This window comes from Halioxenophilus aromaticivorans (assembly GCF_042850945.1).
In the GTDB taxonomy this organism is placed as follows: domain Bacteria; phylum Pseudomonadota; class Gammaproteobacteria; order Pseudomonadales; family Cellvibrionaceae; genus Halioxenophilus; species Halioxenophilus aromaticivorans.
On sequence record NZ_AP031496.1, the window covers coordinates 2,963,915 to 2,989,062 of the forward strand.

At 52.2% G+C, this 25,148-nt stretch carries 20 protein-coding genes and 1 pseudogene; 6 read left to right on the top strand and 15 right to left on the bottom strand.

Annotated features, from left to right (window positions below):
- Positions 1 to 9: 9 nt before the first annotated feature.
- From ACGHM3_RS12910 to ACGHM3_RS12950, 9 genes and pseudogenes are all read right to left on the bottom strand, one after another.
- Positions 10 to 948, bottom strand: a complete 939-nt coding sequence (locus ACGHM3_RS12910; protein WP_345426740.1) for a nucleotidyl transferase AbiEii/AbiGii toxin family protein — start codon at positions 946 to 948, stop codon at positions 10 to 12.
- Positions 932 to 1,834, bottom strand: a complete 903-nt coding sequence (locus tag ACGHM3_RS12915) for a type IV toxin-antitoxin system AbiEi family antitoxin domain-containing protein (RefSeq protein ID WP_345426742.1) — start codon at positions 1,832 to 1,834, stop codon at positions 932 to 934. The genes ACGHM3_RS12910 and ACGHM3_RS12915 overlap by 17 nt, the downstream gene beginning before the upstream one ends.
- A gap of 98 nt (positions 1,835 to 1,932) precedes the next feature.
- Positions 1,933 to 3,183 (bottom strand): tyrosine-type recombinase/integrase, encoded by a 1,251-nt coding sequence (locus ACGHM3_RS12920; protein ID WP_345426744.1) that lies wholly within the window; start codon positions 3,181 to 3,183, stop codon positions 1,933 to 1,935.
- Positions 3,184 to 3,792: 609 nt separating this feature from the next.
- Positions 3,793 to 3,960 (bottom strand): DUF6880 family protein, encoded by a 168-nt coding sequence (locus tag ACGHM3_RS12925; RefSeq protein ID WP_170145512.1) that lies wholly within the window; start codon positions 3,958 to 3,960, stop codon positions 3,793 to 3,795.
- The gene (gene pip, locus ACGHM3_RS12930; protein ID WP_108566000.1) at positions 3,947 to 4,777 is read right to left on the bottom strand and encodes a prolyl aminopeptidase; all 831 of its coding nucleotides are present in this window, start codon (positions 4,775 to 4,777) and stop codon (positions 3,947 to 3,949) included. Before pip ends, ACGHM3_RS12925 begins: the two co-directional genes overlap by 14 nt.
- A 50-nt stretch (positions 4,778 to 4,827) precedes the next feature.
- Complete coding sequence (locus ACGHM3_RS12935; protein WP_345426750.1) at positions 4,828 to 5,520, bottom strand: hypothetical protein; 693 nt, start codon at positions 5,518 to 5,520, stop codon at positions 4,828 to 4,830.
- Between the two features lie 339 nt (positions 5,521 to 5,859).
- A pseudogene (locus ACGHM3_RS12940) lies at positions 5,860 to 6,138 on the bottom strand (IS91 family transposase); the annotation flags it as partial.
- Positions 6,139 to 6,486: 348 nt separating this feature from the next.
- Positions 6,487 to 8,202, bottom strand: coding sequence for a carboxylesterase family protein (locus ACGHM3_RS12945; RefSeq protein WP_345426213.1), 1,716 nt, complete (start codon positions 8,200 to 8,202; stop codon positions 6,487 to 6,489).
- 53 nt (positions 8,203 to 8,255) lie between these two features.
- A complete protein-coding gene (locus tag ACGHM3_RS12950) occupies positions 8,256 to 10,097 on the bottom strand; it encodes a TonB-dependent receptor domain-containing protein (protein ID WP_345426215.1) in 1,842 nt (613 codons plus the stop codon).
- A 159-nt stretch (positions 10,098 to 10,256) separates the two neighbouring features.
- Here ACGHM3_RS12950 and ACGHM3_RS12955 point away from each other — a divergent pair, with 159 nt between their 5' ends.
- Complete coding sequence (locus ACGHM3_RS12955; protein ID WP_345426217.1) at positions 10,257 to 10,445, top strand: hypothetical protein; 189 nt, start codon at positions 10,257 to 10,259, stop codon at positions 10,443 to 10,445.
- A gap of 227 nt (positions 10,446 to 10,672) precedes the next feature.
- On the opposite strand, the gene ACGHM3_RS12960 is transcribed toward ACGHM3_RS12955, so the two are convergent.
- The 3 genes from ACGHM3_RS12960 to guaB form a co-directional block, all read right to left on the bottom strand.
- Positions 10,673 to 12,166, bottom strand: a complete 1,494-nt coding sequence (locus ACGHM3_RS12960) for an IS91-like element ISVsa3 family transposase (protein WP_390517037.1) — start codon at positions 12,164 to 12,166, stop codon at positions 10,673 to 10,675.
- Positions 12,167 to 12,277: 111 nt separating this feature from the next.
- Positions 12,278 to 13,855, bottom strand: coding sequence for a glutamine-hydrolyzing GMP synthase (guaA, locus tag ACGHM3_RS12965; protein WP_345415887.1), 1,578 nt, complete (start codon positions 13,853 to 13,855; stop codon positions 12,278 to 12,280).
- Between the two features lie 77 nt (positions 13,856 to 13,932).
- Positions 13,933 to 15,405, bottom strand: coding sequence for an IMP dehydrogenase (gene guaB, locus ACGHM3_RS12970; protein WP_345415883.1), 1,473 nt, complete (start codon positions 15,403 to 15,405; stop codon positions 13,933 to 13,935).
- A gap of 250 nt (positions 15,406 to 15,655) precedes the next feature.
- Here guaB and xseA point away from each other — a divergent pair, with 250 nt between their 5' ends.
- The 5 genes from xseA to arsH all read left to right on the top strand — a co-directional run bounded on the left by xseA (position 15,656) and on the right by arsH (position 19,699).
- A complete protein-coding gene (gene xseA, locus ACGHM3_RS12975; protein WP_345415880.1) occupies positions 15,656 to 17,008 on the top strand; it encodes an exodeoxyribonuclease VII large subunit in 1,353 nt (450 codons plus the stop codon).
- 74 nt (positions 17,009 to 17,082) lie between these two features.
- Positions 17,083 to 17,427 carry a metalloregulator ArsR/SmtB family transcription factor gene (locus ACGHM3_RS12980; protein WP_345415877.1) on the top strand — a complete coding sequence of 115 codons (345 nt, stop codon included), beginning with the start codon at positions 17,083 to 17,085 and terminating at the stop codon, positions 17,425 to 17,427.
- Between the two features lie 19 nt (positions 17,428 to 17,446).
- Entirely contained in the window at positions 17,447 to 17,917 is a 471-nt protein-coding gene (locus tag ACGHM3_RS12985) for an arsenate reductase ArsC (RefSeq protein ID WP_345415874.1), read from the top strand.
- Positions 17,918 to 17,920: 3 nt separating this feature from the next.
- Positions 17,921 to 18,955 carry an ACR3 family arsenite efflux transporter gene (arsB, locus tag ACGHM3_RS12990; RefSeq protein ID WP_345415871.1) on the top strand — a complete coding sequence of 345 codons (1,035 nt, stop codon included), beginning with the start codon at positions 17,921 to 17,923 and terminating at the stop codon, positions 18,953 to 18,955.
- Between the two features lie 24 nt (positions 18,956 to 18,979).
- Positions 18,980 to 19,699, top strand: coding sequence for an arsenical resistance protein ArsH (gene arsH, locus ACGHM3_RS12995; RefSeq protein WP_345415868.1), 720 nt, complete (start codon positions 18,980 to 18,982; stop codon positions 19,697 to 19,699).
- 65 nt (positions 19,700 to 19,764) lie between these two features.
- On the opposite strand, the gene ACGHM3_RS13000 is transcribed toward arsH, so the two are convergent.
- The 3 genes from ACGHM3_RS13000 to ACGHM3_RS13010 all read right to left on the bottom strand — a co-directional run bounded on the left by ACGHM3_RS13000 (position 19,765) and on the right by ACGHM3_RS13010 (position 25,102).
- Positions 19,765 to 20,712 carry an acetyl-CoA carboxylase carboxyltransferase subunit alpha gene (locus ACGHM3_RS13000; RefSeq protein ID WP_345415865.1) on the bottom strand — a complete coding sequence of 316 codons (948 nt, stop codon included), beginning with the start codon at positions 20,710 to 20,712 and terminating at the stop codon, positions 19,765 to 19,767.
- Positions 20,713 to 20,850: 138 nt separating this feature from the next.
- Positions 20,851 to 24,468, bottom strand: coding sequence for a DNA polymerase III subunit alpha (gene dnaE / locus ACGHM3_RS13005; protein ID WP_345415862.1), 3,618 nt, complete (start codon positions 24,466 to 24,468; stop codon positions 20,851 to 20,853).
- An 82-nt stretch (positions 24,469 to 24,550) separates the two neighbouring features.
- Complete coding sequence (locus ACGHM3_RS13010) at positions 24,551 to 25,102, bottom strand: lytic transglycosylase domain-containing protein (RefSeq protein WP_345415859.1); 552 nt, start codon at positions 25,100 to 25,102, stop codon at positions 24,551 to 24,553.
- Positions 25,103 to 25,148: the final 46 nt, after the last annotated feature.

Below are 25,148 nucleotides of genomic sequence, written 5' to 3' on the forward strand. Positions count from 1 at the left end.
TGACATTCCTCATACGCCAGGTGCTATCCGGTCCAGGGTCTGCTCAAGTTGATGGCGATCCGCCTGGCGCTTGGCCTTTGAGCGACGGGCAAGGTTTTGCCGCTTTCGCCCTACCCCCGGCAATGCTGCAATGTCTGCCAAGTCAATCAATCCAAAATCAGGCTGCTCATCTTCAACCGACCAAAGAAAGTCACATGACGGCTTATCCAGCTTTCCGGATATCCACAAGAGTAACTGTGCCCTGTTCTCCAACAGTTGCGCCGCTGTCACCGGCTCTGCGGTCATCCCCCTGAAGTGGGCATCGAAGATCGCCTGAAAATCCACTGGCTCCCGAGGAGCCAGTAGTTCCCATGCCGGCTTGGGACTGCAGGTCAGGTATACCAGAAAGGTTCGCCACAATGTCGCGTCGGCCCGATCGTCTTCCAGCAGTAAGCCAATATCAAACAGATCCCTGGGATGTTGGCGGGTCAAGGCCGCCGCCAGCTTGCCGGCGTAGAGATCGGCAAAATCGAGCACCTGTGTGGAAGCAAAGCCGAAGGCGTGCTCCACCTCCGGCTGGACCACCATGGTACGAACCGGATGCACTGTCCCGCGCATCACCGGGGTGGTTTCGATCTGCACACGGGCACGGCCGCGGCTGCATATCAACCGCGTGATGCCTCCAGTGTTCGCGCCACCCGATGTCTGCACTTGTAGCTGCAAAGGGCGGGCACGCAATGTCCCCGCCAACTGCTCCAGCGCCGCCGACATCGCCGCCACGTCAGCCTCGAAATCCTGCACAGGCAGCCAGGTCAGATCGATATCCACCGACAGCCTCGGAAGATCGTGCTCAAACAAGTTAATGGCTGTTCCACCCTTCAGTGCAAACCGGGTTTCCTTTGCCAGCACCGGCAGGATATCCACCAGCAATTGCACCCGATCGCTGTAGCGCTTATCCCAACTGTTCATCGAGGTCTCCCGGCAGGGTGATCTGATATCGGGGATGCAGACGACCACCGGGAACCAGGGATCGCTTACCACGACCGAGGTCCACACCATCAAGCGACAGGTGCGAAAACCAAGCATGCCCGTGACGTTCAGCCAGGGCGAGAAATAGGCGCTTGGCCTTGATACTGTGGCAATGCCGCAACAACCTTTCAAGCCGCTGTGGACGCAGGGTGGCCATGCCCTGCATCAATGCGTCGGCCTCATAGACACCGCTGGCATCAGACGCCTCGTCACACAATTCCAGCATGGCCCGCTCCGGGGTCGAACACACCAGCATCCCGCTCGGCGCTGCTTCACGCCGTTCCAGGCCTTGGTCCAGCAACGCCTGATCCGTTGTTTCATTGGTAAAAGGAAGGGCTGGCAGATTAAAAGGCCCCTTGCAGCAGTACTCGACACTTTCAACCAACGGCAACTTGCGCACCCACCCGGGCACACGATCCGGCCCGTAGAGGGTGATCACGGCAGCTTCGCCCAGGCGCAGGTAGTGCTCATGTCCCAGCCAGGCCAAGGCAAAGCGCCCGCCTACATGCAGTGACAAACCCTCCGTCCATTGCAGCGCCCGCACTACACCTTCCCACTTCAGGGAGCCGCCTTTGCGCATGTACACACCACGGGCCGGGGATACCAGCCAGCCGCTGTCCACATAGCGGACCACCAGGCTGCTGGAATAGCCATGCGCTCTTAACCACCGGCTGGAAACCACGCCGGTATCACCGAGCCCAGCCAGCAGACGGTTTAATTTTTTCTCATTTTGATCACTCATAGTGACTAAAATACAATTTTCATAAACCAAAGCCAATACCTGCTGGTTTAATAAACTCCAGATAAGGTCACTTATAGTGACCATACCTGGATCTTAGTAAACTTCACAATCAGGTGCTTTTCCCACGATCCAAGGAATGGGTGCTTGCGTATTCTCCCCGGTATGCTCCGTATAAGACCTATTCATACCCATGCCTTCAATGCCGGCACCGACATGATTTCCGGCATCAGTGACGGAATATAACTGCCCCCTTCCGCCCAGGCATCGATCATGTTGGCCCACTCCTGCAGCATGTGCCGACGCTGCTTGGCATACTCCACTTTGTTGTACACCGCGCGCGATGAGCGGCCGTCCTCGTGGGCCAGGGCTTTTTCGATCCAGTCGCGATTGAATCCGACTTCATTGAGCAGTGTGGAACCAGTACGGCGCAGGTCATGGACGGTAAACGGTTCCAGCGGCAAGCCCTTTTCCCGGGCCCGCTCTGATATCTTCAAGGTCACTCGGTTCAGCGTGCCCATGGACCTGCACTGGTTACCATCATAGCGAGCCGGAAACAGGTACTTGGACCCACCGACACAGGTCTTGAGCGCCACCAGGATGTCGAGCGCCTGTCGGGACAAATAAACATCGTGAGGGAAGCGTCGCTTCATCCGCTCCTTGGGAATGCTCCATACCCCGGTCGCGAAATCCACTTCATCCCAGGTCGCCTTTAGCAACTCCGCCTTTCTCACCAGAGTCAGCAGGATCATGCGCAGCCCCAGGCGAATGGTCGGCGATGTGGGTATGGTGTCCATCTCGTGGACCATCAGCCGGATTTCCGAGGGTGACAGCGCGCGGTCCTTGGGCGCAAAAGTGGCAATGGATGACGGCATCACTTCATCGGCCGGATTGTCCACTTTCTCGCCGTGCATGATGGCGTGTGCGTAGACCTGCTTGACGATATCGCGGACGTGGATCGCGGTTGCCGGTGCCCCGCGCTTTTTCACCTTCATACATAGGGCCCGGAGGTCGTCGGGTGTGATTTCCGCCAGCAGGCGATTCTTGAAGACTGGCAGGATGTCGCGGTCGATGATGTGCTTGCGCATGGACTTGGTGCTGTCAGCCATGCCGGAAGCGTCCATCCACACCTCGGTGAATTCCGCGAAATTCCTGGCACGGAACAGGCGGCGTTTTTCCCGCTGTTTCTCCTGGGCGGGAGAATGCCCGTCCGCCACCGCCTTGCGGGCATCCAGCAGGCGCTCCCGCGCCAGGGAAATACCACCCGGCCCGTAACGGCCCAAGGTGAGGGTTTCGCGGCGGCCATTAAGGCGGTAGTCGTAACGGAAAGTGATGGTGCCGGTTTTCGACACGGTCACATACATGCCGTCGCGGTCGGCGACCTTGTAGGTGGCGCCATTGGGCTTGAGTTTGCGTAGTGCTGTATCGGTCAACATATCAGGTTTCTCCTGTGTTTGCGGTTTGTTACCGTCAAGGGTCAGGAGCTCTGATGATGTCCCTAAGTTCTTGATATCAAAAGAAGTCAGGGCGTAGTTTTACCGTCATGCCGAAAAAAGGCATGACGGTAAATGGGAGAGTCTTAAACCGGGGAATTCGCGATACCGTCGCTTTTACCGACAAAAGTTTCTGCTTGCCGTCGATAGCCACCGATAGGTAAAGAGACGTAAATTTATATAAATCATTAACTTACGTCATTTTCCCGATTGCTACCGATAGTCCCTGAAAGACCTTATTTCACTCCCACTCTATTGTAAACAAGACATTTTTATCTTTTATATTCAATGGCTTATTTTCCTGCTAATTGGTAATACCATGAAAAATACCATGCTCAGAAAAGGCTTAACAATATTTTGAAAAATTGCCTACTGAGCGCTGCCGCACAGCTCCATAGGCCGCTTTCCTGGCTTTGCTTCCAGATGTATGCTCTTCTGCTCCTGCAGCTAATGGATCACCGCAAACAGGTTACTCGCTTGGGGATTCCCTTTCGACCCGAGCATCCGTATGAGACTCATGCTCGATTAGCGGGCTTTAATACTACATCAAGTCTACAGGCGTGCCCAAAAACTGCTTTTACGCCCATGCGCTGACTGCAATTGTTGCACGAAGGCGTGATGCTCCAGCAGAGGGTCGAACACCTTGATTCGCCCGGCCAGCGCTTCCAGCTTTTTAAAATAGAGCGCGCCATGGCCGTAAGCCTTGCTACGCGCCTGCATTTGCCACCGGACAAATGTAATCTTCCTGCCCATGCACAATATCAAGGGGAATATCCTTTAATGTGTCCTGCCCAGATAAAAGATGAATTTTATTATCGGCCGAATACTCATTCACGACAAAATGGAAAAACAAACGGGATATGGCCAGATTGTCTTCACGATTATTGGCAATCTCTGTCAGGCCCTGCTGATCAATGTTATAATTAGCGATCGCCTTATCCCACAAATGGAAACGCGTCGCCGCTTCGAGGGCCTGTTCTTCCGTGCCTTGTGTAAGAAGCCTGTAATAAGGTCGCACCAAACCTTGCTGCCGTTCGTCTTCCGGGACTAAGTCACGGTATTGTGCGAAATAATCATCGCGGTATCTGTTCGCCCCGCCATCTTCGATAATATGTAAGGATCCCTCTAAATCGGCCAGAAATATGCCACGCAGCAACATACGCTTTACGAACTGCGGATGTTCAAGCGCATAGAATAAGGACAGCGCGGAGCCCCAAGACCCGCCGACGAGATTCCACCGTGCAATATCGAGGTGATGTCTCAGCATTTCCAGGTCATTGACCAGATGCCGGATGGAATTATGATCTGTGCAGGCATAGGGCTTGCTTTTCCCCGCTCCGCGTTGATCAAACAAAATCACGCGAAAATAATGAGGGTCAAAATAGCGCTGTTCGTTATAGCTACAGCCGCCCCCCGGCCCGCCATGGACATAGACAGCCGCTTCCCCATTCGGATTGCCATACTGCGCATAATATAATTCATGCCCGTCTCCGACATCCAAATATCCACTGTCATAGGGATCTGTTTGGGGGTACATCGCTATCCTACAGTAATTGTCCTAAGCAAGAATATTTTATACAGCGTAAACTATTGGCGATTATATCCATTCGTTCTGATCTGTTGTGCAAGATAAAATGAAGCAATCCTCAAACCTTCATACGCTTCAAGCAAGCCTGCTGCCATTAGATCGTCTTGCTTGCGAATCTCTTGAAAACAATTTGAGACAAAAGATTGCGCCCCGGCATATTCGCGGCCGCTCCACTGACTAAATGCCATCCCGAATAACGCCTGTGTATCAGCATCAGTGAACAGCATGGCCTGACGGTTTGCCACAGATATGCTTTTTTCCTTGGTACCCGCTTTGCTTGCCCAGTTATTCATTCGCTCACAACCGGGATCCGTCAACGCGGATGACTTATCTTTCTGTTTATACGCCGGCAGCTTGTCCCCTACCGTGCCGGAAAATCTATTACTTTTACCCGCCAGCAAATTCAAACGCCTACGTTCATTTTCGTCCGGCCATGAGGATGAACAAGATCCAATTTTCATCACGACTGTTTTTTTATCGCCCCTACCCCATTCACTTAGCGGCGCACCAAAAACAGAAGTCATCACATCATCACTTAACGCGCGTCGTGCGACTTCATTCGCTTTTTTATCAAAAGCCTCATATTCTTCATTTTGTTTTATACGCTCGGCTGGGCTTAACTGCCTGAGGGACTTGCTTTGCCTGACAGGCATCTCTTTGGCCCAATCAATAAGAGCATCACATTCGGGCACAACGACCTCGGCCTTGGCATCATTGACGCCAGATACAATTATAGTGAAAACCAATGCGAATAAAATACGGAAAAAAATATAGAAACCTTATGGTTGGTGGGGTTACGTATAGGAAGAATAAACGCCCTTTTCACCCAAGTCCAACAGCTTTGGACCGCAGTTGACTCTTTCGACACCCCTGCGATGCAACCCAATCCGGCTGACGGGGAGCCAGCAACGCTGAAAATTTACCCTCCTCTTTCCCACTAGCGGCTCCTTTTCCGACAACCAGCACGGCGGATCCCTGCCGCGGCGCTGTGAACGCAGCATTTTGATTGGTATCGTTGGCCTTCAGGCTCGTCAGTCAAACAGACCCAGGAGCAGCTCAGCCGGTGGCGCCCGGCTTTCGGGTAACGCCCTGGTCCCGCTGGTTTCGGCTTTGTGCTTCAGGTGATCAAGGATCTGCTTGATCACTATAGGGTCTTCAATGCAGGCGATGACTTTCATGGCGCCGCCGCAGCCGCTGCAGGTCTCGATGTTGATATTGAAAACACGCTTGAGCCGTTGCGCCCATGTCATCGACGCTCGCCGTTGTGCTGGTGTTGCCGGTTCATCAGCCACCCTGACCTTGTTGCCCCTGGCTAGTACAGAAAAAAAGGAAATAGCCAGCCTATTTTTGGGTAATTCAGACGAGAACATTTTTGACCTTTTACAGAAAATGGATTTGTAGATGTTGGTGCTTTACGTGCGAGTTTTTGCCCACTGCATGAGATGGTGCAGAGCACAGTCCCCCATACATTTCCTGGATCTTGGCCATGTAGATAATTCCCCCGCTTCTCGTTCCAACATTCGTTTCATAGCCAAGCTCAAAAAAACTAGAGCAAACCAATTAGACGGCGCATACCTGAGAATCAGTCGTGTCGGAGTAAAATCAACCTTACCACTTATGGATCCCCCTCTGAATAATCCGGTAAGCGCCTGATGGTTCTATTCCGACGGAAAAATAGTGTCCAAGACCCAGTCCAACAACCCTATTAATGGGGTTACACGGGTCATAAACCAGTCGTTCGGTTCGCCCATGTAACGATAGTTAGGTAAGCTGTCGAGAATGTCACAACCCGTATCATCGTGGGGATACTCCATCCCCAAAATATTGCCAAGCCGATAGCGAGCGTGGTTACCTGTCTGGTAGGGGTGCCACGTGGGTTCCCACCACTGGCCAGAGGGTCTACCGTTGCGGGCAAAACTAGTCCAGCGCTCAAGCATGTCACGGTGTAAATCGTATGACAGGGGTAGCAATGGCGTTGGATTGGCGAAAAGGTACAAAAGATCCAAGCCGTGGGTCGTAGGTACGGTCGACACCGGCAAATTGAATTCGTACAGGTACACATCTTGCGCTTGGCTAGCTGTTAATGCCCCAGCAAGACGGCGAGATTGACAGCGGAAGTACAGGTCTGTCTGCAGGTGGGCCGTAGCATTAGAATAACTGCCGTATTGCCACAAGTCGTAGTGTTGTCGCAGACTCTCACGATCAACAGGACTCGGGAATACGCTAGCTAGTATGTCATCATAGGCCGCGGAGCTGTTCACACCGATGAAAATCGGAGCCGGTATTTCTTCGTCATTTGTGCCCAATATGACTTCGGCCGCATTGTGCTGCCCACTTTCGATGACTTCCAAGGGGTGATCGGGCAGCAATTGCCCGTCGACCACTGACGCCATATTGAGATTTACGCCCGCTGGAGCATCGCCAGTAGCAGCTAGTTGTAAGTCCTCAACGCTAGCGCCTTGAAGGCAACTGCGAATTTCGGCATCCGTGCCCGTGCACTGTAGATCTGTGACTACACCGTCCATTACATTCTGGGCTTCAGCCTCAGTCATAGCTGGACAGCCCCCGCTTTGGATGATGGCCTTGTCAAACAAACCGGCAGCATTTGGAATGGCCAGCAGGTTACATACAGACCAGCCTCCGGCAGATTCGCCAAAAATCGTCACGTTGTCGCGATCGCCGCCAAACTCTGTGATGTTGTCTCTAACCCACTCCAGTGACTGCACCATGTCCCGTATTGCGTAGTTGCCCTTCAGGGTGCCGCCCTCGGTATTGTTGAGAGCCTGATGCCAACCGAAGCCGAATACGCCCAAACGGTAGTTGATAGTCACTACCACCACGTCGCCCTGATTGACCAAATGTTTCGGGTCGTACAGCCCCCCTCCAGAACCAGTCACCCATGCTCCTCCGTGTATCCAGACCATGACGGGCAATTTTTCCCAACTACCGCGATAGGTAGGGGTAGTGACGTTTAGGTACAAACAATCTTCCGACTGGGATTCTTCGGCCAGCAAGGTTGCAAATAGGGATGATATGCCGGCAAAGCAGGCATTGTTATAGTCGCTGGTATCCATAACACCGGACCACGGCACCACTGGCTTGGGCCCACGAAACCGAAGTTCCCCAACCGGGGGGGCAGCATAGGGAATTCCGCGGAAATAGGTGACTGACGACGACCTGTCACCCCTAATATCACCTCCGGTTACCGAAACTTCCTTCGGCTGTATCAATGCATTTGCATTCGAACACAGAACGGAGAGCAAAAGGCTCAGTAAAGCTCCACCCAGACCACTCCTAATTGAAAATTTGGGTCTGCACAGAATCTCATTCCGCGTACTAATTGGTACAAGATGTGCAAGGAAATCGTTATTCATACTGTTATATCCTCGTTTAGATTAAAGTCTTAATGTGTCATCGCATGTTCGCGTCAAAAGTTGAAGGTTACCTCTGCACCGTAGATGCGCCCCTTCGAGAGCGGGGCAAAAGTACCCCCAGTGGGAACGCCACCAATGTCATCAGGAAGCTGCGCATCGGCCCCGTGTAGAACTTCGTCGGTCAAATTTCGACCATAGAGTGAGAATATCCAGTGGCCGTCATTGGTATGTAGGTCAAGTCCCGCGTCCAGGCGTTCCTGTTCGAGGATGTAACCCAAATTGTCGTCTGTGTAAGCTGATTCATCGCGGTAGGAATAGGAAACACGTGAGTCAAGATATCCCCAGCTGCCGATCTCGAGACTATGATTCAAGCTCAGGGAATAGGTCAGCTCCGCTGCCCTGGGCAGATCCAGGTTTTCGTCGTCACCATCAATGACGCCATCTCCATTGAGATCGAAGAAAACTTCATCATATTGGGGGTCTAACCAACCGATTGAGGCCATCATGAAGAGGTTATCCGTCAGCGCATAGCTTCCGTCTACCTCAAAACCCAGAATTGTGGCGTCCGCAGTATTACGGACCAGTTGGACGCTCCCTGCGCCCTGGCTCGGTAGGTTCAGCTCTCGCTGCATGTCCTCTATCTGGTTGTAAAAGAGTGCCGCGTTGAGTCGACCTCGACCAAAGCTGGCCTTGTAGCCCACTTCATAGTTATCCACTTGCTCCTCATCAAAAGGTCCTGGCGTGTCAGCAGGGTCGAAGGAAGTGTTTCGCAAGTTGTAGCCGCCGGAGCGATATCCGCGCGTCCAGTGGGCATAGAGGCGAGTGTCTTCACTCATCAACCAAGTGACACCGAGCTTGGGCGACCAGCTGCTCCAGTCGTCGGAGTCCACGAAATCGAAGTCGCAAACAGGTTCAGACGCTGAAGGCTCAACGATATTGCAGGGATTATTGATGTTCTTGCTCAGGGAAGCGATATGCGCTTCCTTTTCTTCATAGGTGTAACGTAGGCCCGCTGTCAAAACCCAGGTATCACTCAAGTCAAAGTCCACAGCACCAAACGCGGCATAGGTCTCTACTTCGTAAAGACCGCCACCATCTAATTGAGCGGCGGGGGCTACGTTCCCGGTCGCGACCCCCAATAGCTCACGTCGTTCGTGGTTCTCGATCTCATTGGTAAAGTAATACACACCAGTGGTGACATTGGCTCGATCTGCTATGACAGTGTTGTACCGAAGTTCATTACTGTACTGCTCGCTTTCGACCCACGCCGGTGCGTGAAACAGCCAGATCGGTTGGGCATCAACATCCAGCCTCGCGTCTATGGTGCTTTCGCGGTAGCCGAAAATGTTGGTAATGGTGCCCTCATCGCCAACATTCCAGTTAAGCTCGAAAGACAGAAAGTGAGCATCTCCATCGCTGTATCCGGTCTCGTCTTGAGAAAATTTGTGGCTGTCTCGGTCGAAGTTGACAAATGCACCCGGAACGCCGCTTCCATTGGTATGACTTTGGGCAGCGGGGCTGTCGGCCTCTCCGTCGAAATACTCATATCGAAGAATCATGTCCAGTTCATCTGTAGGTTGCCATTGCAGCGAAGGCCGGATGAAGGTGGAGATGCCCTGGGAACCGATACCCACTGTGGTTCCGATGACAGAGCGAAACGCCAGCGCGGCGCGGCAGAGTTCCTGAATTATGCCCGCCTCTTCCTGCACATTCAGCCCCAGGCCACCGTAAGCCTCCGGCACTGTCAGGCCGAAGAGCCCCATATCGCGCATGTCCGCCACAATATCCTCTGGGACGGCATCCTCACGCTCCACCTGATCCTCCGCCGGAATTAGTCTTTCGTTGACAAACCGGCGCACGGTACTGCGCAGTAGTCCGTAAGTTTCGTTATCCATGGCTTCTCCAAATTAGCGTTAAAGCTGCGACACAGCACAACGCCCAATTAAAATTGATTAATTAATTTCGCATTGCGAAATTTAGTGCCGGATGATAGCATAATTTTTCACATATTCTAGTCTCAAATTGGAAATTCAAAACACGAAGGAAACGTAGCTATGCGCGACGCGGTTATCTGTTCGCCAGTACGCACTGCCGTGGGTCGATTTGGCGGCGTATTCAAAGACCTGTCTGCACACAAACTCGGGGCCACACTGGTTAGCGAGCTATTTGAACGCATCGAACTGCCCAAAAATGCGGTCGACGATGTGCTATTCGCCCAGTGCTATCCGTCCATGGACGTATAGGAAGAATAAACGCCCTTTTCACCCAAGTCCAACAGCTTTGGACCGCAGTTGACTCTTTCGACACCCCTGCGATGCAACCCAATCCGGCTGACGGGGAGCCAGCAACGCTGAAAATTTACCCTCCTCTTTCCCACTAGCGGCTCCTTTTCCGACAACCAGCACGGCGGATCCCTGCCGCGGCGCTGTGAACGCAGCATTTTGATTGGTATCGTTGGCCTTCAGGCTCGTCAGTCAAACAGACCCAGGAGCAGCTCAGCCGGTGGCGCCCGGCTTTCGGGTAACGCCCTGGTCCCGCTGGTTTCGGCTTTGTGCTTCAGGTGATCAAGGATCTGCTTGATCACTATAGGGTCTTCAATGCAGGCGATGACTTTCATGGCGCCGCCGCAGCCGCTGCAGGTCTCGATGTTGATATTGAAAACACGCTTGAGCCGTTGCGCCCATGTCATCGACGCTCGCCGTTGTGCTGGTGTTGCCGGTTCATCAGCCACCCTGACCTTGTTGCCCCTGCCCCGTTTTGCCGGCGTGACCAACGCCCGGTGCCGACTGTTGGGTGCGAACACCCCGTGGAAGCGGGTTAGGTTGACTCTGGGCTTCGGTACCAGGGCGGCCAGCCTTGCAATGAAATCCAATGGTTCGAAAATGACGTGCGTGGTGCCGTCCCGGTACGGCGTCTTGAGCTGGTAGCGCACGTTGCCGCCTCGTGTTAACGACAGCCGCTTCTCGGATACCGCCGGGCGGCTGATGTACCGGCACAGCCGTTCGAGCTTCTTGCGTTCATCGGCCCTGGCCGCCACGCCGGCGTGCAGGCTGAACCCGGCTACCTTGCCAATCCCGTCACCGAACGGATCACCACTGGTCGGCAGAGTTTGCAAAGTGAACACCTTTCGCCCCGCCTGTGAACCGACAGCGATACGGTAAGTGATCGAGTGCCCCAGCAGGGGTGTCATCGGGTCGTCATCCACCGCATCCGAGGCCAGATAGCTGTTTTCGACATCCCGTTCCAGCAGGCCTTGCCGTTCCAGATAGCGACCCACCCGGTGGGCGATGGTGTGCGTCAGCTGGGTGAGCTCTGGGCTGGTCGGCGCCTTGACCCAGCGGAAACGCGCTGAGCCGTGGGATTGCTCGACATACACACCGTCGAGAAACAGCATGTGGAAGTGAACATTCAGATTGAGCGCCGATCCAAAACGCTGGATCAGGGTGACCGCGCCCGTCTTGGCCACTTGGTGGGTATGGCCCGCTTTCTTGACCAGGTGCGTGGCAATGACGCGGTAAACGATGCCCAGCACCCGCCCCATGATCTCGGGCCGGCTGGCAAACAGGAAACGCAGCTGAAACGGGAAACTCAACACCCACTGACGCATGGGTTGTTCAGGCAGTACTTCATCAACCAGCAAGGCGGCACTTTCGGCCATCCGCCGCGCCCCACAGCTCGGGCAGAAACCGCGACGCTTACAGCTGAAAGCGACCAGGTGCTCGGCGTGGCAAGACTCGCAGCGAACCCGTAGAAAGCCATGCTCCAGCCGCCCGCATTGGAGAAATTCTTCAAATTCCCGTTGCAAATAGCCCGGCAATTCCTTTCCCTGCTCTGCCATAAGCGCAGCGAATGCCGGGTAATACTCGTCAACGATCTGATAGAGAAGGGTTTGCTCGGGTCGGTGGCTCTGGTAACGACCAGTATCCCGATCCCGGCTGGCCGTCCTGGCCGCCACATGAGGCATGTTCCGCGTCCTTGCAATACTGTGTTTACATACAGTCTATCGCTTAGCGGAAAGTTCTTTTACCCTCAGCCGAAATGCCTGCCGTTGCTAGACATTGCCAGCCAGTGCCCGTCACTCCCACTCAATAGTCGCCGGTGGCTTACTGGATACGTCGTAAGTCACACGCGATACGCCGGATATCTCGTTGATGATTCGGCCGGAGACTTTTTCCAAAAGCTCGTACGGCAGATGCGCCCAGCGCGCGGTCATAAAGTCTACGGTTTCTACCGCTCGCAATGCGATGACCCATTCGTAGCGACGACCATCACCTACCACGCCCACGGATTTAACCGGTAGAAATACTGCGAACGCCTGGCTAGTTTTGTGGTACCAATTGGCAGCGTGTAGTTCTTCGATAAAAATCGCGTCGGCTTCTCGTAAAATATCGGCGTAGTCTTTTTTCACCTCACCCAAAATGCGCACGCCTAAGCCCGGCCCTGGGAATGGATGGCGGTATACCATGTCGTAGGGTAGGCCTAGCTCTAGGCCGATGGTACGTACTTCATCTTTAAACAATTCGCGCAATGGCTCCACTAAAGACAACGCCATATCTTCAGGCAGCCCGCCCACGTTGTGATGGGATTTAATAACGTGGGCTTTGCCGGTTTTTGCGGCGGCGGATTCAATGACATCCGGGTATATGGTGCCCTGGGCTAACCACTTTACGTTATCAATTTTGGCCGACTCTTCGTCAAATATATCGATAAAGGTATTACCGATTATTTTGCGCTTCTGCTCTGGGTCGGACACGCCTTTCAGCTTGCCCAGAAATAATTCTTCGGCATTGGCTCGAATAACTTTGACGCCCATATTTTTGGCGAACATGTCCATTACCTGTTCACCCTCGTCTTTACGCAACAGGCCGTTATCAACAAAGACGCAGGTCAATTGATCGCCAATGGCCCTGTGTAGCAAAGCGGCCACAACGGACGAATCGACACCACCAGAAAGACCAAGTAATACGTGATCTGTACCCACCTGGGCTTTTACCTTGTCGATGGCGTCCTCAACGATATTGGCCGCGGTCCATAGCGCATCACATTGGCATATTTGCAGCACAAAATGCTCAAAAATTCTTTTGCCTTGCAAGGTGTGCGTTACCTCTGGGTGGAACTGAACACCGTAAAATTGCTTCTCTTCATTGACCATACCGGCAATGGGGCAAGATTGGGTTACGGCGCTCACCGAAAAGCCTTCAGGTACTTTGGTAACCTTGTCGCCATGGCTCATCCATACATCCAGTAACGCGCTGCCATCGTGTTCTACATGATCTTTTATATCTTTAAAAAGCGCATTGGCTCCTTGCAGCTTAACCTGGGCGTAACCAAATTCGCGCAGATTGGATGGCTCAACTTCGCCACCTAATTGCTCGGCCATGGTTTGCATGCCGTAACAAATGCCCAGCACCGGAATGCCGCGGGTAAAAATGCTGGCCGGCGCTCTAGGCGATTCGTGAGCCGCCACCGATTCTGGTCCGCCGGCTAAAATAATACCTTTGGGATTAAACTCATCCAGATCTTCTTCACTGATATCCCAGGCGCGGATTTCCGAATAGACCCCCACCTCACGCACGCGACGTGCGATTAACTGCGTGTACTGAGAGCCAAAATCTAAAATCAAAATGCGCTGCGAATGAATATCTTGGTTCATATAAAATCCGGAATAAAAAAGATAAAACGAAACGGGGCCCAACAGGGCCCCGCGTTTGTTGTAGGACTGACTAAGCCCTAGCGGCCACCGATGGGATAATTGGGCGCCTCTTTGGTAATTTGGACATCGTGAACGTGGCTTTCGCCCATGCCAGCAGAGGTAACTCGCACAAACTCTGGTTTAGTACGCATTTCATCAATGGTGGCACAGCCGGTATAGCCCATTGCCGAGCTTAAGCCGCCCATCATTTGATGCACTATGGCAGAAAGTGGGCCCTTGTAAGGAACTCGCCCTTCGATACCCTCTGGCACCAACTTCTCTACCGCGCTGCCGTCTTGGAAATAACGATCTGAGGAGCCTTGGTTTTTGGCCATAGCACCTAAAGAACCCATGCCGCGGTAGGATTTATAGGTTCTACCTTGGAACAGCTCAACCTCGCCGGGAGCTTCTTCTGTACCCGCAAACATAGAGCCCATCATTACGCAGCTAGCGCCGGCCACAACAGCCTTGGCAATATCGCCAGAGTAGCGAATGCCGCCATCGGCAATCACTGGCACTCCTGTGCCCTCCAGTGCCGACACCACATTGGCTACTGCGCTAATTTGTGGAACACCGACACCGCTAACAATACGCGTGGTACAGATTGAACCTGGGCCGATGCCCACTTTAACACCATCAGCGCCGGCCGCCACCAGGGCTTTGGCGCCAGCTGCGGTGGCAACGTTACCGCCAATAACTTGCACTTGGGGGTAATCGGTTTTGATTTTTTTAACTCGGTCCAATACATTTTTAGAGTGGCCGTGGGCGGTATCAACCACTATCACATCCACGCCAGCATCCACTAATGCCGCTACGCGCGCATCCGTATCCGGGCTGGTGCCAACCGAGGCGCCAACGCGCAAGCTGCCCTCGGGGTCTTTACAGGCATCGGGGTAGGTTTCAGCTTTATTAATATCTTTAACCGTTACCAGACCTTTTAGCTCGAAAGCATCATTAACTACCAACACTTTCTCAATGCGATGTTTGTGCAATAAAGCACGCACTTGCGCCGGTTGAGTGCCTTCTTTAACGGTAATGAGTTTCTCTTTCGGCGTCATAATGCTAGAAACCGCGGCCTCCATGTTAGACTCAAAACGCACGTCCCGGCCAGTTACGATGCCCACTAGATCACCGTTGTCCAAAACAGGCACACCAGAGATATTGTTTTCTTTGGTAACCGCAACCAAGTCTCGAATGGTGGCGCTGGCTTCAATGGTGATTGGGTCTTTAACCACTCCGGCCTCAAATTTTTTAACCGCCCGCACCTGCCGCGCTTGGCTCTCAATGGTCATACTTTTATGGATAATGCCAATGCCGCCTTCCTGGGCGATGGCGATAGCCAGGCGTGACTCAGTAACCGTGTCCATAGCCGCCGAAACCAGCGGCATGTTGAGTTGAATATGTTTGGTAAGTTGAGTTTTTAAGCTAACTACCTTGGCAGTGACTTCGGAGTAGCCAGGCACCAGTAGAACATCATCGAAGGTCAATGCTTCTTGGGCGATTCTTAACATGACAATGGAGCTCCCGCTCTGAGGCGAATTGATTCGCAATGCACAGGCTAATACACTCCAGCCTGCTTAAAGTTTAGCCTTAGGTTCTCTTTATTACCCCCTGTTTACTCTAGGGTTTTTTGCAAATTGGCCTAAGTGCTTAAAATTTTAAACCGGCAATTATAACTGTGCCGAGCTTGCTTCGCTAGAGGTTAATAACACGGTCCAATTATGCTTTCTTTTATACTATCGACTCCCCTACAATGCCGCGATGACACAACCACCCTCACCTAGCCAACAGCAACGGCGAATCCTTAGCGTTGCTCAGCTAAACAGCCTCGCTAAGCAATTACTGGAAGACCACCTGCCCTTACTCTGGGTTGAAGGTGAAATATCCAATTTTGCCAAGCCCAGCTCGGGTCACTGGTACTTTACTTTAAAAGACCAGCAAGCCCAGATTCGCTGCGCCATGTTTAAGAGCCGTAATGGCGGTGTTCAATTTACACCCAAACAAGGCGATCAGGTTGTGGTGCGCGGCCGAGTCAGCCTCTATGAAGGACGCGGCGACTTTCAATTAATAGCCGAGCACATGGAGGATGCCGGGTTCGGCAACCTTCAGCGTCAATTTGAGCTGCTAAAGCACCGCCTAAACCAAGAGGGGCTTTTTGAGCCTAGCCGCAAATCGCCGATTCCCAGCAACCCTCTGCATGTGGGCGTGGTTACCTCACCGTCTGGTGCTGCCGTACGCGATGTGCTTTCAGTTCTGAAGCGTCGCATGCCATCCATCCCGGTAACCGTCATACCTACCGCAGTACAGGGGCAGACTGCAGCATTGGAAATCATGCGTGCCCTTGAGATGGCCCAGGCATCTGGCTTATTCGATGTTCTGGTGTTGGCGCGTGGCGGTGGCTCCATGGAAGATCTGTGGTGCTTTAACGATGAGCGACTGGCGCGCGCCATTGCTCAATGCCCTATCCCGGTTATTAGCGCTGTCGGTCACGAGGTTGACTTTACCATTGCCGATTTCGTGGCCGACTATCGAGCACCCACACCATCGGCCGCGGCAGAAATCCTTAGCCAAAGCCAAGTGGCCATTGCTAAGGTTTTAACAAGTACAAATGGTCGTTTACACCGGGCGATGCAGACGCTATTAAAGGCTGCACAGCTAAGCATTGACCAGAAAAAGGCTAGGCTACGTCACCCAGGGCAACGGCTGCAGATGCAGTCTCAACGGGTAGACCACCTTGAGCTGCGGCTGAAAGCGGCCGTGCAAAAACACAACACCAAACGTAAAGATGACCTAGCTAAGTCGTCGCTTCGGCTCAAAGCTTTGCATCCGGCCAAACAGCTACAACAGCAAACCGCCCTCTTACAACAACACCAAACCAGACTGCAACGAGCGGCGCAGCAGCGCCTTTTGTTTGCGCAACAATTGCAACGGCAACTGGGTAAACGTTTGGATTCCGTAAGCCCACTTAATACTTTGGGTAGAGGCTATGCCATCGCTCTATCCGATCACGGCGATGCGATTACTAACGCCCAGTCGGTTGAGGTGGGAAGTAAAATTGAAGTAAAAGTGGCTCAGGGTGCCATTGAAGCCTCTGTCACAAAGGTGAAACCATAAACCAGTAGTTTCTTACCTATTAAACATATATGCTTATGCGTATATCCATAAACCGAGCACTTAATAGATAAGTCATGCCCAACGATCTTATGCCCGTCGATGTTTTTCGGTTGCTGTCCGATGACACGCGGCTGACGGCCACGTTACTTATACACATCCATGGTGAACTCTGCGTTTGTGAGCTCACCGAGTCACTCAAGTTGAGCCAGCCGAAGATTTCTCGGCACCTCGCCCAGTTGCGCGCTGCGGGTTTATTGAAAGATAGCCGGCGTGGGCAATGGGTGTATTACTCCCTTGAACAAAGCTTACCTGTATGGGTTACCACGGTGCTCGACGCGGCGCTGCAAGCGAACCAAAAAGCCGTTCAAAACTGCACATCCAACCTTTACGCAATGTTAAATCGCCCACGTTGTTGCTGATTAAAGCAAAAGGATCATTATGAAAATTCTCTACATATGCACCCACAATCGTTGCCGGAGCATTCTGAGCGAGGCAATTACTAACGCCAAAGGCGGCGGCCAACTACAGGCGTTTTCCGCTGGTAGCCAGCCGTCCGGCGAGGTTCACCCACTCTCGCTACGTTATTTGCAAGAGATGGGCTACAACACCGCCGGCCTTAAAAGCCAATCCTGGGATGACTTTGAAACCATCGCCCCGGATATCGTAATAACCGTCTGTGATAGCGCTGCCAGTGAGGCCTGCCCTGTGTGGTTTGGCGACACCCTAAAAATGCATTGGGGGCTGGCCGATCCATCCAAACTACAGGGCAGTGAATCAGACATTCGTGACGCATTTGTTGACGCTATCAATACAATTGAACGACGAGTAGACCAATTGCTGGCGGTGAATTGGAAAAACTTAGATAAAGAGCAGCGCCAAGCAGCATTAGCCCAACTTGCGGAGACTTAGCCAATGGGCATTTTTGAGCGGTACTTATCTGTTTGGGTTGCCCTGTGCATTGTTGCCGGCGTTACTTTAGGTGCAATTGCGCCAGGTTTGTTTGTGACTATTGCCGGACTTGAAGTCGCCCACGTCAATATTCCAGTTGCCATTTTTATTTGGGTGATGATTTATCCAATGATGGTACAGGTGGATTTTTCTGCGTTAAAAGATGTAGGTAAAAAACCGAAAGGGATCCTTCTTACAATTGTAATTAACTGGCTGATCAAGCCCTTTACTATGGCATTGCTTGGCTGGTTATTTTTTAAGGTATTGTTTGCCGACTGGGTGCACCCCGAAACAGCAACCGAATATATCGCGGGTATGATACTACTGGGCGTTGCACCCTGCACTGCCATGGTGTTCGTGTGGAGTCATTTAACCCAAGGCGATGCCAACTATACTTTAGTGCAGGTCTCGTTAAACGACGTCATTATGATTTTTGCGTTTGCTCCCATCACGGCGTTTTTATTAGGCGTCAGTGATGTTAGCGTACCTTGGAACACGCTAATCTTTTCTGTGGTGCTATACGTTCTAATCCCCTTGTTAGCCGGTGTGCTCACCCGTCAGATTCTGGCGAAAAACAAAAACAATTGGCGCGTAGATCAGTTAACGGCTCAATTAAAACCTTTTTCAGTGGTTGGCTTATTGGCTACCGTCGTTTTGTTATTTGGCTTCCAAGCCCAAACTATTTTAACCAACCCTGCGGCAATCATTCTTATTGCCATACCACTGCTGATTCAAACCTATGGAATATTTGCTTTGGCGTATTTTTCTGCCAAAGCCATGCGCCTGCCGCACAACATTGCCGCCCCCGCCTGCATGATCGCCACATCCAACTTTTTTGAACTGGCTGTGGCCGTGGCCATTTCTTTATTCGGCTTACAGTCTGGTGCGGCCTTAGCTACCGTAGTGGGTGTTTTGGTAGAAGTGCCGGTTATGTTGAGCTTGGTGGCCCTTGCCAACGGTACCAAGCATTGGTTTGACTCGCCTGCAGAAAATAAATAGAGCAAAAAGATAGAGAAAACTACTATGACGATTCTAAACGACCTACCTAACATTGATGGTGAGGTAATAGCAGAAATAGATCAAAAAACTCTATTGCAGCCAGAGCAAACCCAGCACCCGGTAAGAATTTTATTGCTCTATGGCTCGCTTAGGCAGCGATCGTTTAGCCGCTTAGCCGTGCAAGAGGCTGAGCGAATTTTAAAATTCTACGGCGCCGAGACAAAGATTTTTAACCCCGAAGGTTTGCCACTTCCCGATGCTACCGACGACCAGCACCCAAAAGTGCAAGAGTTACGTGAGCTCGCCGCCTGGAGTGAAGGCATGGTGTGGTGTAGCCCAGAACGGCACGGCGCAATGACCGGTATATTGAAAGCGCAAATTGATTGGCTACCGTTATCCATTGGCGCGGTTCGGCCAACACAGGGGAAAACTCTGGCAGTTATGCAGGTATGTGGCGGATCACAGTCGTTTAACGCCGTTAATCAAATGCGAATCCTGGGGCGCTGGATGCGCATGTTCACCATTCCTAACCAATCGTCCATCGCCAAAGCCTGGCTGGAGTTTGATGACAACGACCGGCTAAAACCGTCCTCTTTCTACGATCGCGTGGTGGACGTGATGGAAGAGTTGGTCAAATTTACCCTGCTGTTGCGGGATAGAAAGGAGTATTTGGTGGACCGATACTCTGAGCGCAAAGAAAGCGCAGAAGAATTTCGCAAGCGCATCGACCAGCGCGCAGAATGAAAAAACGCTGCATTGGCAGCGTTTCGGGGTTGGAGCACTTTTACTTCGGTAACAAAATTGCATCTTTAGTTACCGAATTGCATCAAGCGATCGAAGCGACGCTCCAGCAAGACATCCAGCTCCATGGCACACAGCTCATCGAGCTGGGCGGTTAGGCGCTCTTGTAGCCGGTTGGACATATCGTCGATATCTCGGTGAGCGCCACCCAGAGGTTCTGGAATGGTTTCGTCCACAATGCCTAGCTCCTCCAGAACGCTGGAGGTAACTCCCATGGCCTCTGCTGCGGCGGGTGCTTTATCCACGGTTTTCCAAATGATATTGGCACAACCTTCTGGGGAGATAACAAAATAGGTTGAGTACTGCAGCATGTTGATCTGATCGCCCACACCAATGGCAAGCGCGCCACCGGAGCTGCCCTCGCCTATCACGGTACAAACAATGGGTGTTTTAAGACGCGACATCACCGCTAGGTTTTGCGCAATGGACTCAGAAATGCCACGCTCTTCACTGTCGATGCCCGGGTAAGCCCCTGGGGTGTCAATGAAGGTCAGTACCGGCATTTTAAAGCGCTCGGCCATCTCCATTAGGCGAAGAGCTTTACGATACCCTTCGGGCTTTGGCATACCGAAATTACGGCCTACCTTTTCGTTCAAACTGCGGCCTTTTTCTTCGCCAATCACCACTACCGGGCGATCGTCTAGGCGAGCCACACCGGTGATGATGGCTTTATCATCACCAAAATGGCGATCACCGTGCAATTCATCCCAATCGGAGAATAGACGTTTTACATAGTCGCTGGTGTACGGTCGTTGCGGATGACGTGCAACCCTAACGATTTCCCAAGCACCCAAACCGGAGTAGATACGGTCTGTTAACTTGGCGCTTTCGTCGCGTAGTTTGGTGATTTGTTCGGTGATGTTAAGATCGTTGTCTTTGCCGACAAGTTGCAGTTCTTCGATTTTGGCTTCCAGTTCGGCGATGGGTTGTTCAAAATCGAGGTAATTCGGATTCATAGGCCTTGGCTATTCTTACTTTTCGCGTATTAGGTCTAGCCGCGCGCCGCTGCGCACGGATTAACAATTCTTCAGTGAGCGGCAATGATAAGCGCTTACGCCGCCAAGTTAAACCTTTTCAGCGGTCCGGCTTCGGCTCTAGTCATACAGCAGCTCCACGTTTTGCTTGCCCAGCACATCTTTGAGCATCACCACCAGCTCATCCTGTGGCTCAATTAGCCACTCCCGCCCCAATCGCATGGACGCTTTGGCGCCCGGCCGCTGATATTCAATCAATACCGGGCAGCGGCCTTCTTTGTAAGGTGACAAGCTGGCCATTAGTTGATCAGCAAAGTTACTGGGGCAATGGTCAACATTTACGTGCAGCCTGAGCGCCCTCGCCTTCTCTAACCTGGCCTGGCCCAGGGAGATAATATCGTCGGCACGCATTTTTAAGCCGCCACTGTATTCGTCGTAGCTTACCTGTCCTTCCACCACCAATAGCGCGTCCTTGGCCAGTAGCTCAGCGCATTTTTTGTAGGTATCGGAGAAGATGGCAATCTCAATTCGGCCGGAACGATCATCCAGCGCCACAAAAGCCATTGTGTCACCACGCTTGGTTTTCATGGTTCGCGACGCAACCACCAAACCGGCTATTTTCTGCGACTTTTTATCGGCACGAAGATCGTTGATGCGGTTGGACACTAGATGGCGCACCTCGGCGGCGTATTCGTCGATGGGGTGCCCGGTTAGATACAGTCCAAGCGTATCTTTTTCACCTTCCAGGCGTTGTTTAATGGTCCAAGGCCTGGTTTTACCAAACTCTTGATACACATTGCCTCCGTCCGCTTGCGACGGTACAACTTCGCCAAACAAATCCATCATGCCAGCATTGGCGTTGGCAGCGGCTTGATCTGCCGCTTGCACTGCATCGCCGATGGCGGCGAACATAACTGCGCGATCGTAGTCGATGTTTTCACCTGGGCCGAGCTCATCGAAGGCGCCAGAGCGTACCAGCGCCTCCAAGGCCCGCTTATTCACTTTGCGTGGATCAATGCGTTTGCAAAAATCGAAAATGTCGGTAAACGGACCGTCGGCACGGGCCTTGATGATATTTTCAATGGGGCCTTCACCCAGCCCTTTGATGGCGCCCAAACCGTAGATAATTTGGTCTTCATCGTTCACGGTAAATTGGAACTCGCCACTATTCACATCCGGCGGCAGCGGCATTCTGCCCATTTCGCGGCAGGCTTCGATAAAGGTTACGACCTTGTCGGTTTTATCCATATCCGAGGACATGGTGGCGGCCATAAATTCGCTAGGATAATGCGCTTTTAACCAGGCAGTTTGGTAGGACACCACCGCGTAGGCTGCCGAGTGCGATTTGTTAAATCCATAACCGGCGAATTTTTCCACCAAGTCAAAGATCTTCATGGCCAGTTCTGGGTCTACGCCCTGCTCCTTGGCACCGGTTTGAAACGTCGACCGCTGCTTGGCCATTTCCTCGGGTTTTTTCTTACCCATGGCACGGCGCAGCAAGTCAGCACCGCCTAGGCTGTAGCCAGCCAATTCCTGGGCGATTTGCATTACCTGCTCTTGGTAAACAATAACCCCATAGGTTGGCTTAAGGATGGGCTCAAGTTTTTCGTGCTGGTATTTAGCATCCGGATAAGCGACTTCGGCGCGGCCGTGCTTTCGGTTAACGAAGTCATCTACCATGCCGGAATCCAGCGGGCCGGGTCGGAACAGCGCCACCAGGGCGATCATATCCTCGAGGTTGTCCGGTTGCAGGCGTTTAATCAGATCTTTCATACCGCGGGATTCCAACTGGAATACGGCAGTGGTGTCTGCAGCCTTGAGCAACTTAAACGTATCCGAGTCATCCAGTGGAATCATATTGATATCCAGCGGCTCCTCTGCGCGTTTGCTGCGTTGAGCATTGACCATAGCCAGGGCCCAATCGATGATGGTGAGCGTTCTCAAGCCCAAAAAGTCAAACTTAACGAGGCCTGCGGATTCAACGTCGTTTTTATCGTATTGAGTAACTAGCCCGTTACCGTCTTCATCGCAGTATAGCGGCGCAAAGTCCGTTAATTTAGTTGGGGCGATCACCACGCCGCCGGCGTGCTTGCCCACGTTTCGGGTAATGCCCTCTAGATGCAAAGCCATTTCCCAGATTTCTTGGGCGGCTTCATCGCCCGCCAAAAACTCCCGCAGGGGCTCTTCTTGATCAAAGGCTTTTTGCAGTTTCATGCCGGGGTCGGCAGGGATCATCTTGGACAACTTATCCGCCAAACCGTAGGACTTGCCCTGTACCCGGGCCACATCTCGCACCACCGCTTTCGCCGCCATGGTACCAAAGGTGATGATTTGAGATACGGCATCGCGGCCGTAGTTGTCCGCCACATAGGAGATAACCTGGTCACGGTTATCCATGCAAAAGTCGACATCGAAGTCAGGCATGGAAACACGCTCAGGGTTTAGGAATCGCTCAAACAGCAAGTCGTAGGCAAGTGGGTCAAGATCGGTAATTTTTTGCGAATAGGCAACCAGTGAACCCGCACCGGAACCTCGGCCAGGACCAACCGGGATATCGTGGTCTTTCGCCCACTGAATAAAGTCCATGACGATTAAGAAGTAACCCGGAAACCCCATCTGCATAATGATGTCGAGTTCAAACTGCAGACGATCGTTATATTCTTTTAAGCGCGTTTGATAATCCGGGGCTTGGTTATCCGGCAAGATAACCGTAAGACGCTCGTACATACCTTCGTAGGAAATTTTTTCGAAGAACACATTGGTGCGTAACATCCTTGCGTACTCTTCGGTCTCTTCCCTACCCTGCCATTTTTGCACCATTGCCTTACGTGCGCGCTCTTCCAAATCGGCGTAGGTTATGTGCTGGCTGAAGAAAGGGTCTTGTTCAAAGTCATCTGGAATTGGGTAATCGGGCAGATAGTAATTACCTAGCTCTATGTCCAAATTGCAGCGCTTGGCGATTTCGAAACTGTTGGCCAAGGCTTCGGGAATATCTTCGAACAGCTGCGCCATTTGCTCCGGCGATTTTAAATACTGTTGATCGGAATAACGACGCTCTCGGCGCGGGTCATCCAGGGTGCGCCCCTCACCAATACACACCCTAGCTTCATGGTTTTCGAATTCATCTTCTTGCAAAAAGCGTACGTCATTGGTAGCAACAACCGGCACCTGACGATGGCTAGCCAGTGCCATGGCCGCGTGGACATAATCTTCGTCACCTTCGCGATCGGTACGTTGCAGTTCCAAATAAAAACGGCCTGGGAAGTCATTTATCCAGCCTTGTAACAATTCCTCTGCCAAAGCCTGCTTACCGTTAAGCAGTGCCTTGCCTATATCGCCAAACTTACCACCCGACAGGGCAATCACATTTTCGCTGCAGTCGCTGATCCATTCTCGTTGTAAATAAGCCACACCGTGGTGCTGGCCGCGCTGGTAGGCGCGAGAAATCAGATCGATGATGTTCTTGTAACCGGCTCGATTCATTGCCAGCAGCGTTATTAACGTGGGCTTATCATCGGCGTTTTGAATCCAAAAGTCAGCGCCGCCTATGGGCTTAACACCCGCCGACTGCGCGCTGGAATAAAATTTGATTAAACCGTAGAAATTGCAAACATCCGTTACCGCTACGGCGGCCATACCCAGCTCAGCCACACGGCTAACCAAGGGTTTAACACGAACGATGCTGTCAACTAGGGAAAATTCAGTGTGTAAACGCAAGTGAACAAAAGGCGTGGACATGCGACTCCGAGAGCAGTTTAGGTGTAGAGAGTTGAAGAATTGATTGATCTGGCGTTTTTATTTCTAGCGGCTATTTCCGCGTCTATTTCCAGCGACGGTGCCATGCATCCATCACCTTTATAGAATACCGGTAGCTGCCATAACTACCGTTGTATCGAGCCAGTGCTTCCGGCCATTTACCCTTCTCCCGATCCAAGTAATGACGAAGAATGGTGATACCGTACTGCAGGTTAGTTTCTAGGTCTATCAAGTTGTCATCTGGCCGGCCAATTTCATCTTTCCAAAATGGCATTACCTGCATAACACCCTGGGCACCGACCCGGGAAACCGCATACTGATTAAAATGACTTTCGATTTCGATAACCGCCAATACCAGTGAAGGCTGCACATCATGTACGTTGGCGTAATGATGCACTTTACGCAATAACGCCATTCTTTTGGCTGGGTCTTTAATAAAAGGCCTGAGCCGCTCGCTCATGCCAACGAACCACACCTCAGCATCGTATTTGTCCGCAAAGCTTTGGCTGTTGGCAATGGTATTGAGCAACAATTGGCGCAGGGCAGGGTCCACCTCTTGGCCACTGTCGCTAGGGTTTGCCCAGCTTAACTCGCTGGACAGCACCCACACAGCCATAACCCGCGCGAAAGCTCTCAAACCGGCCGAAATTGCAGTGCACACT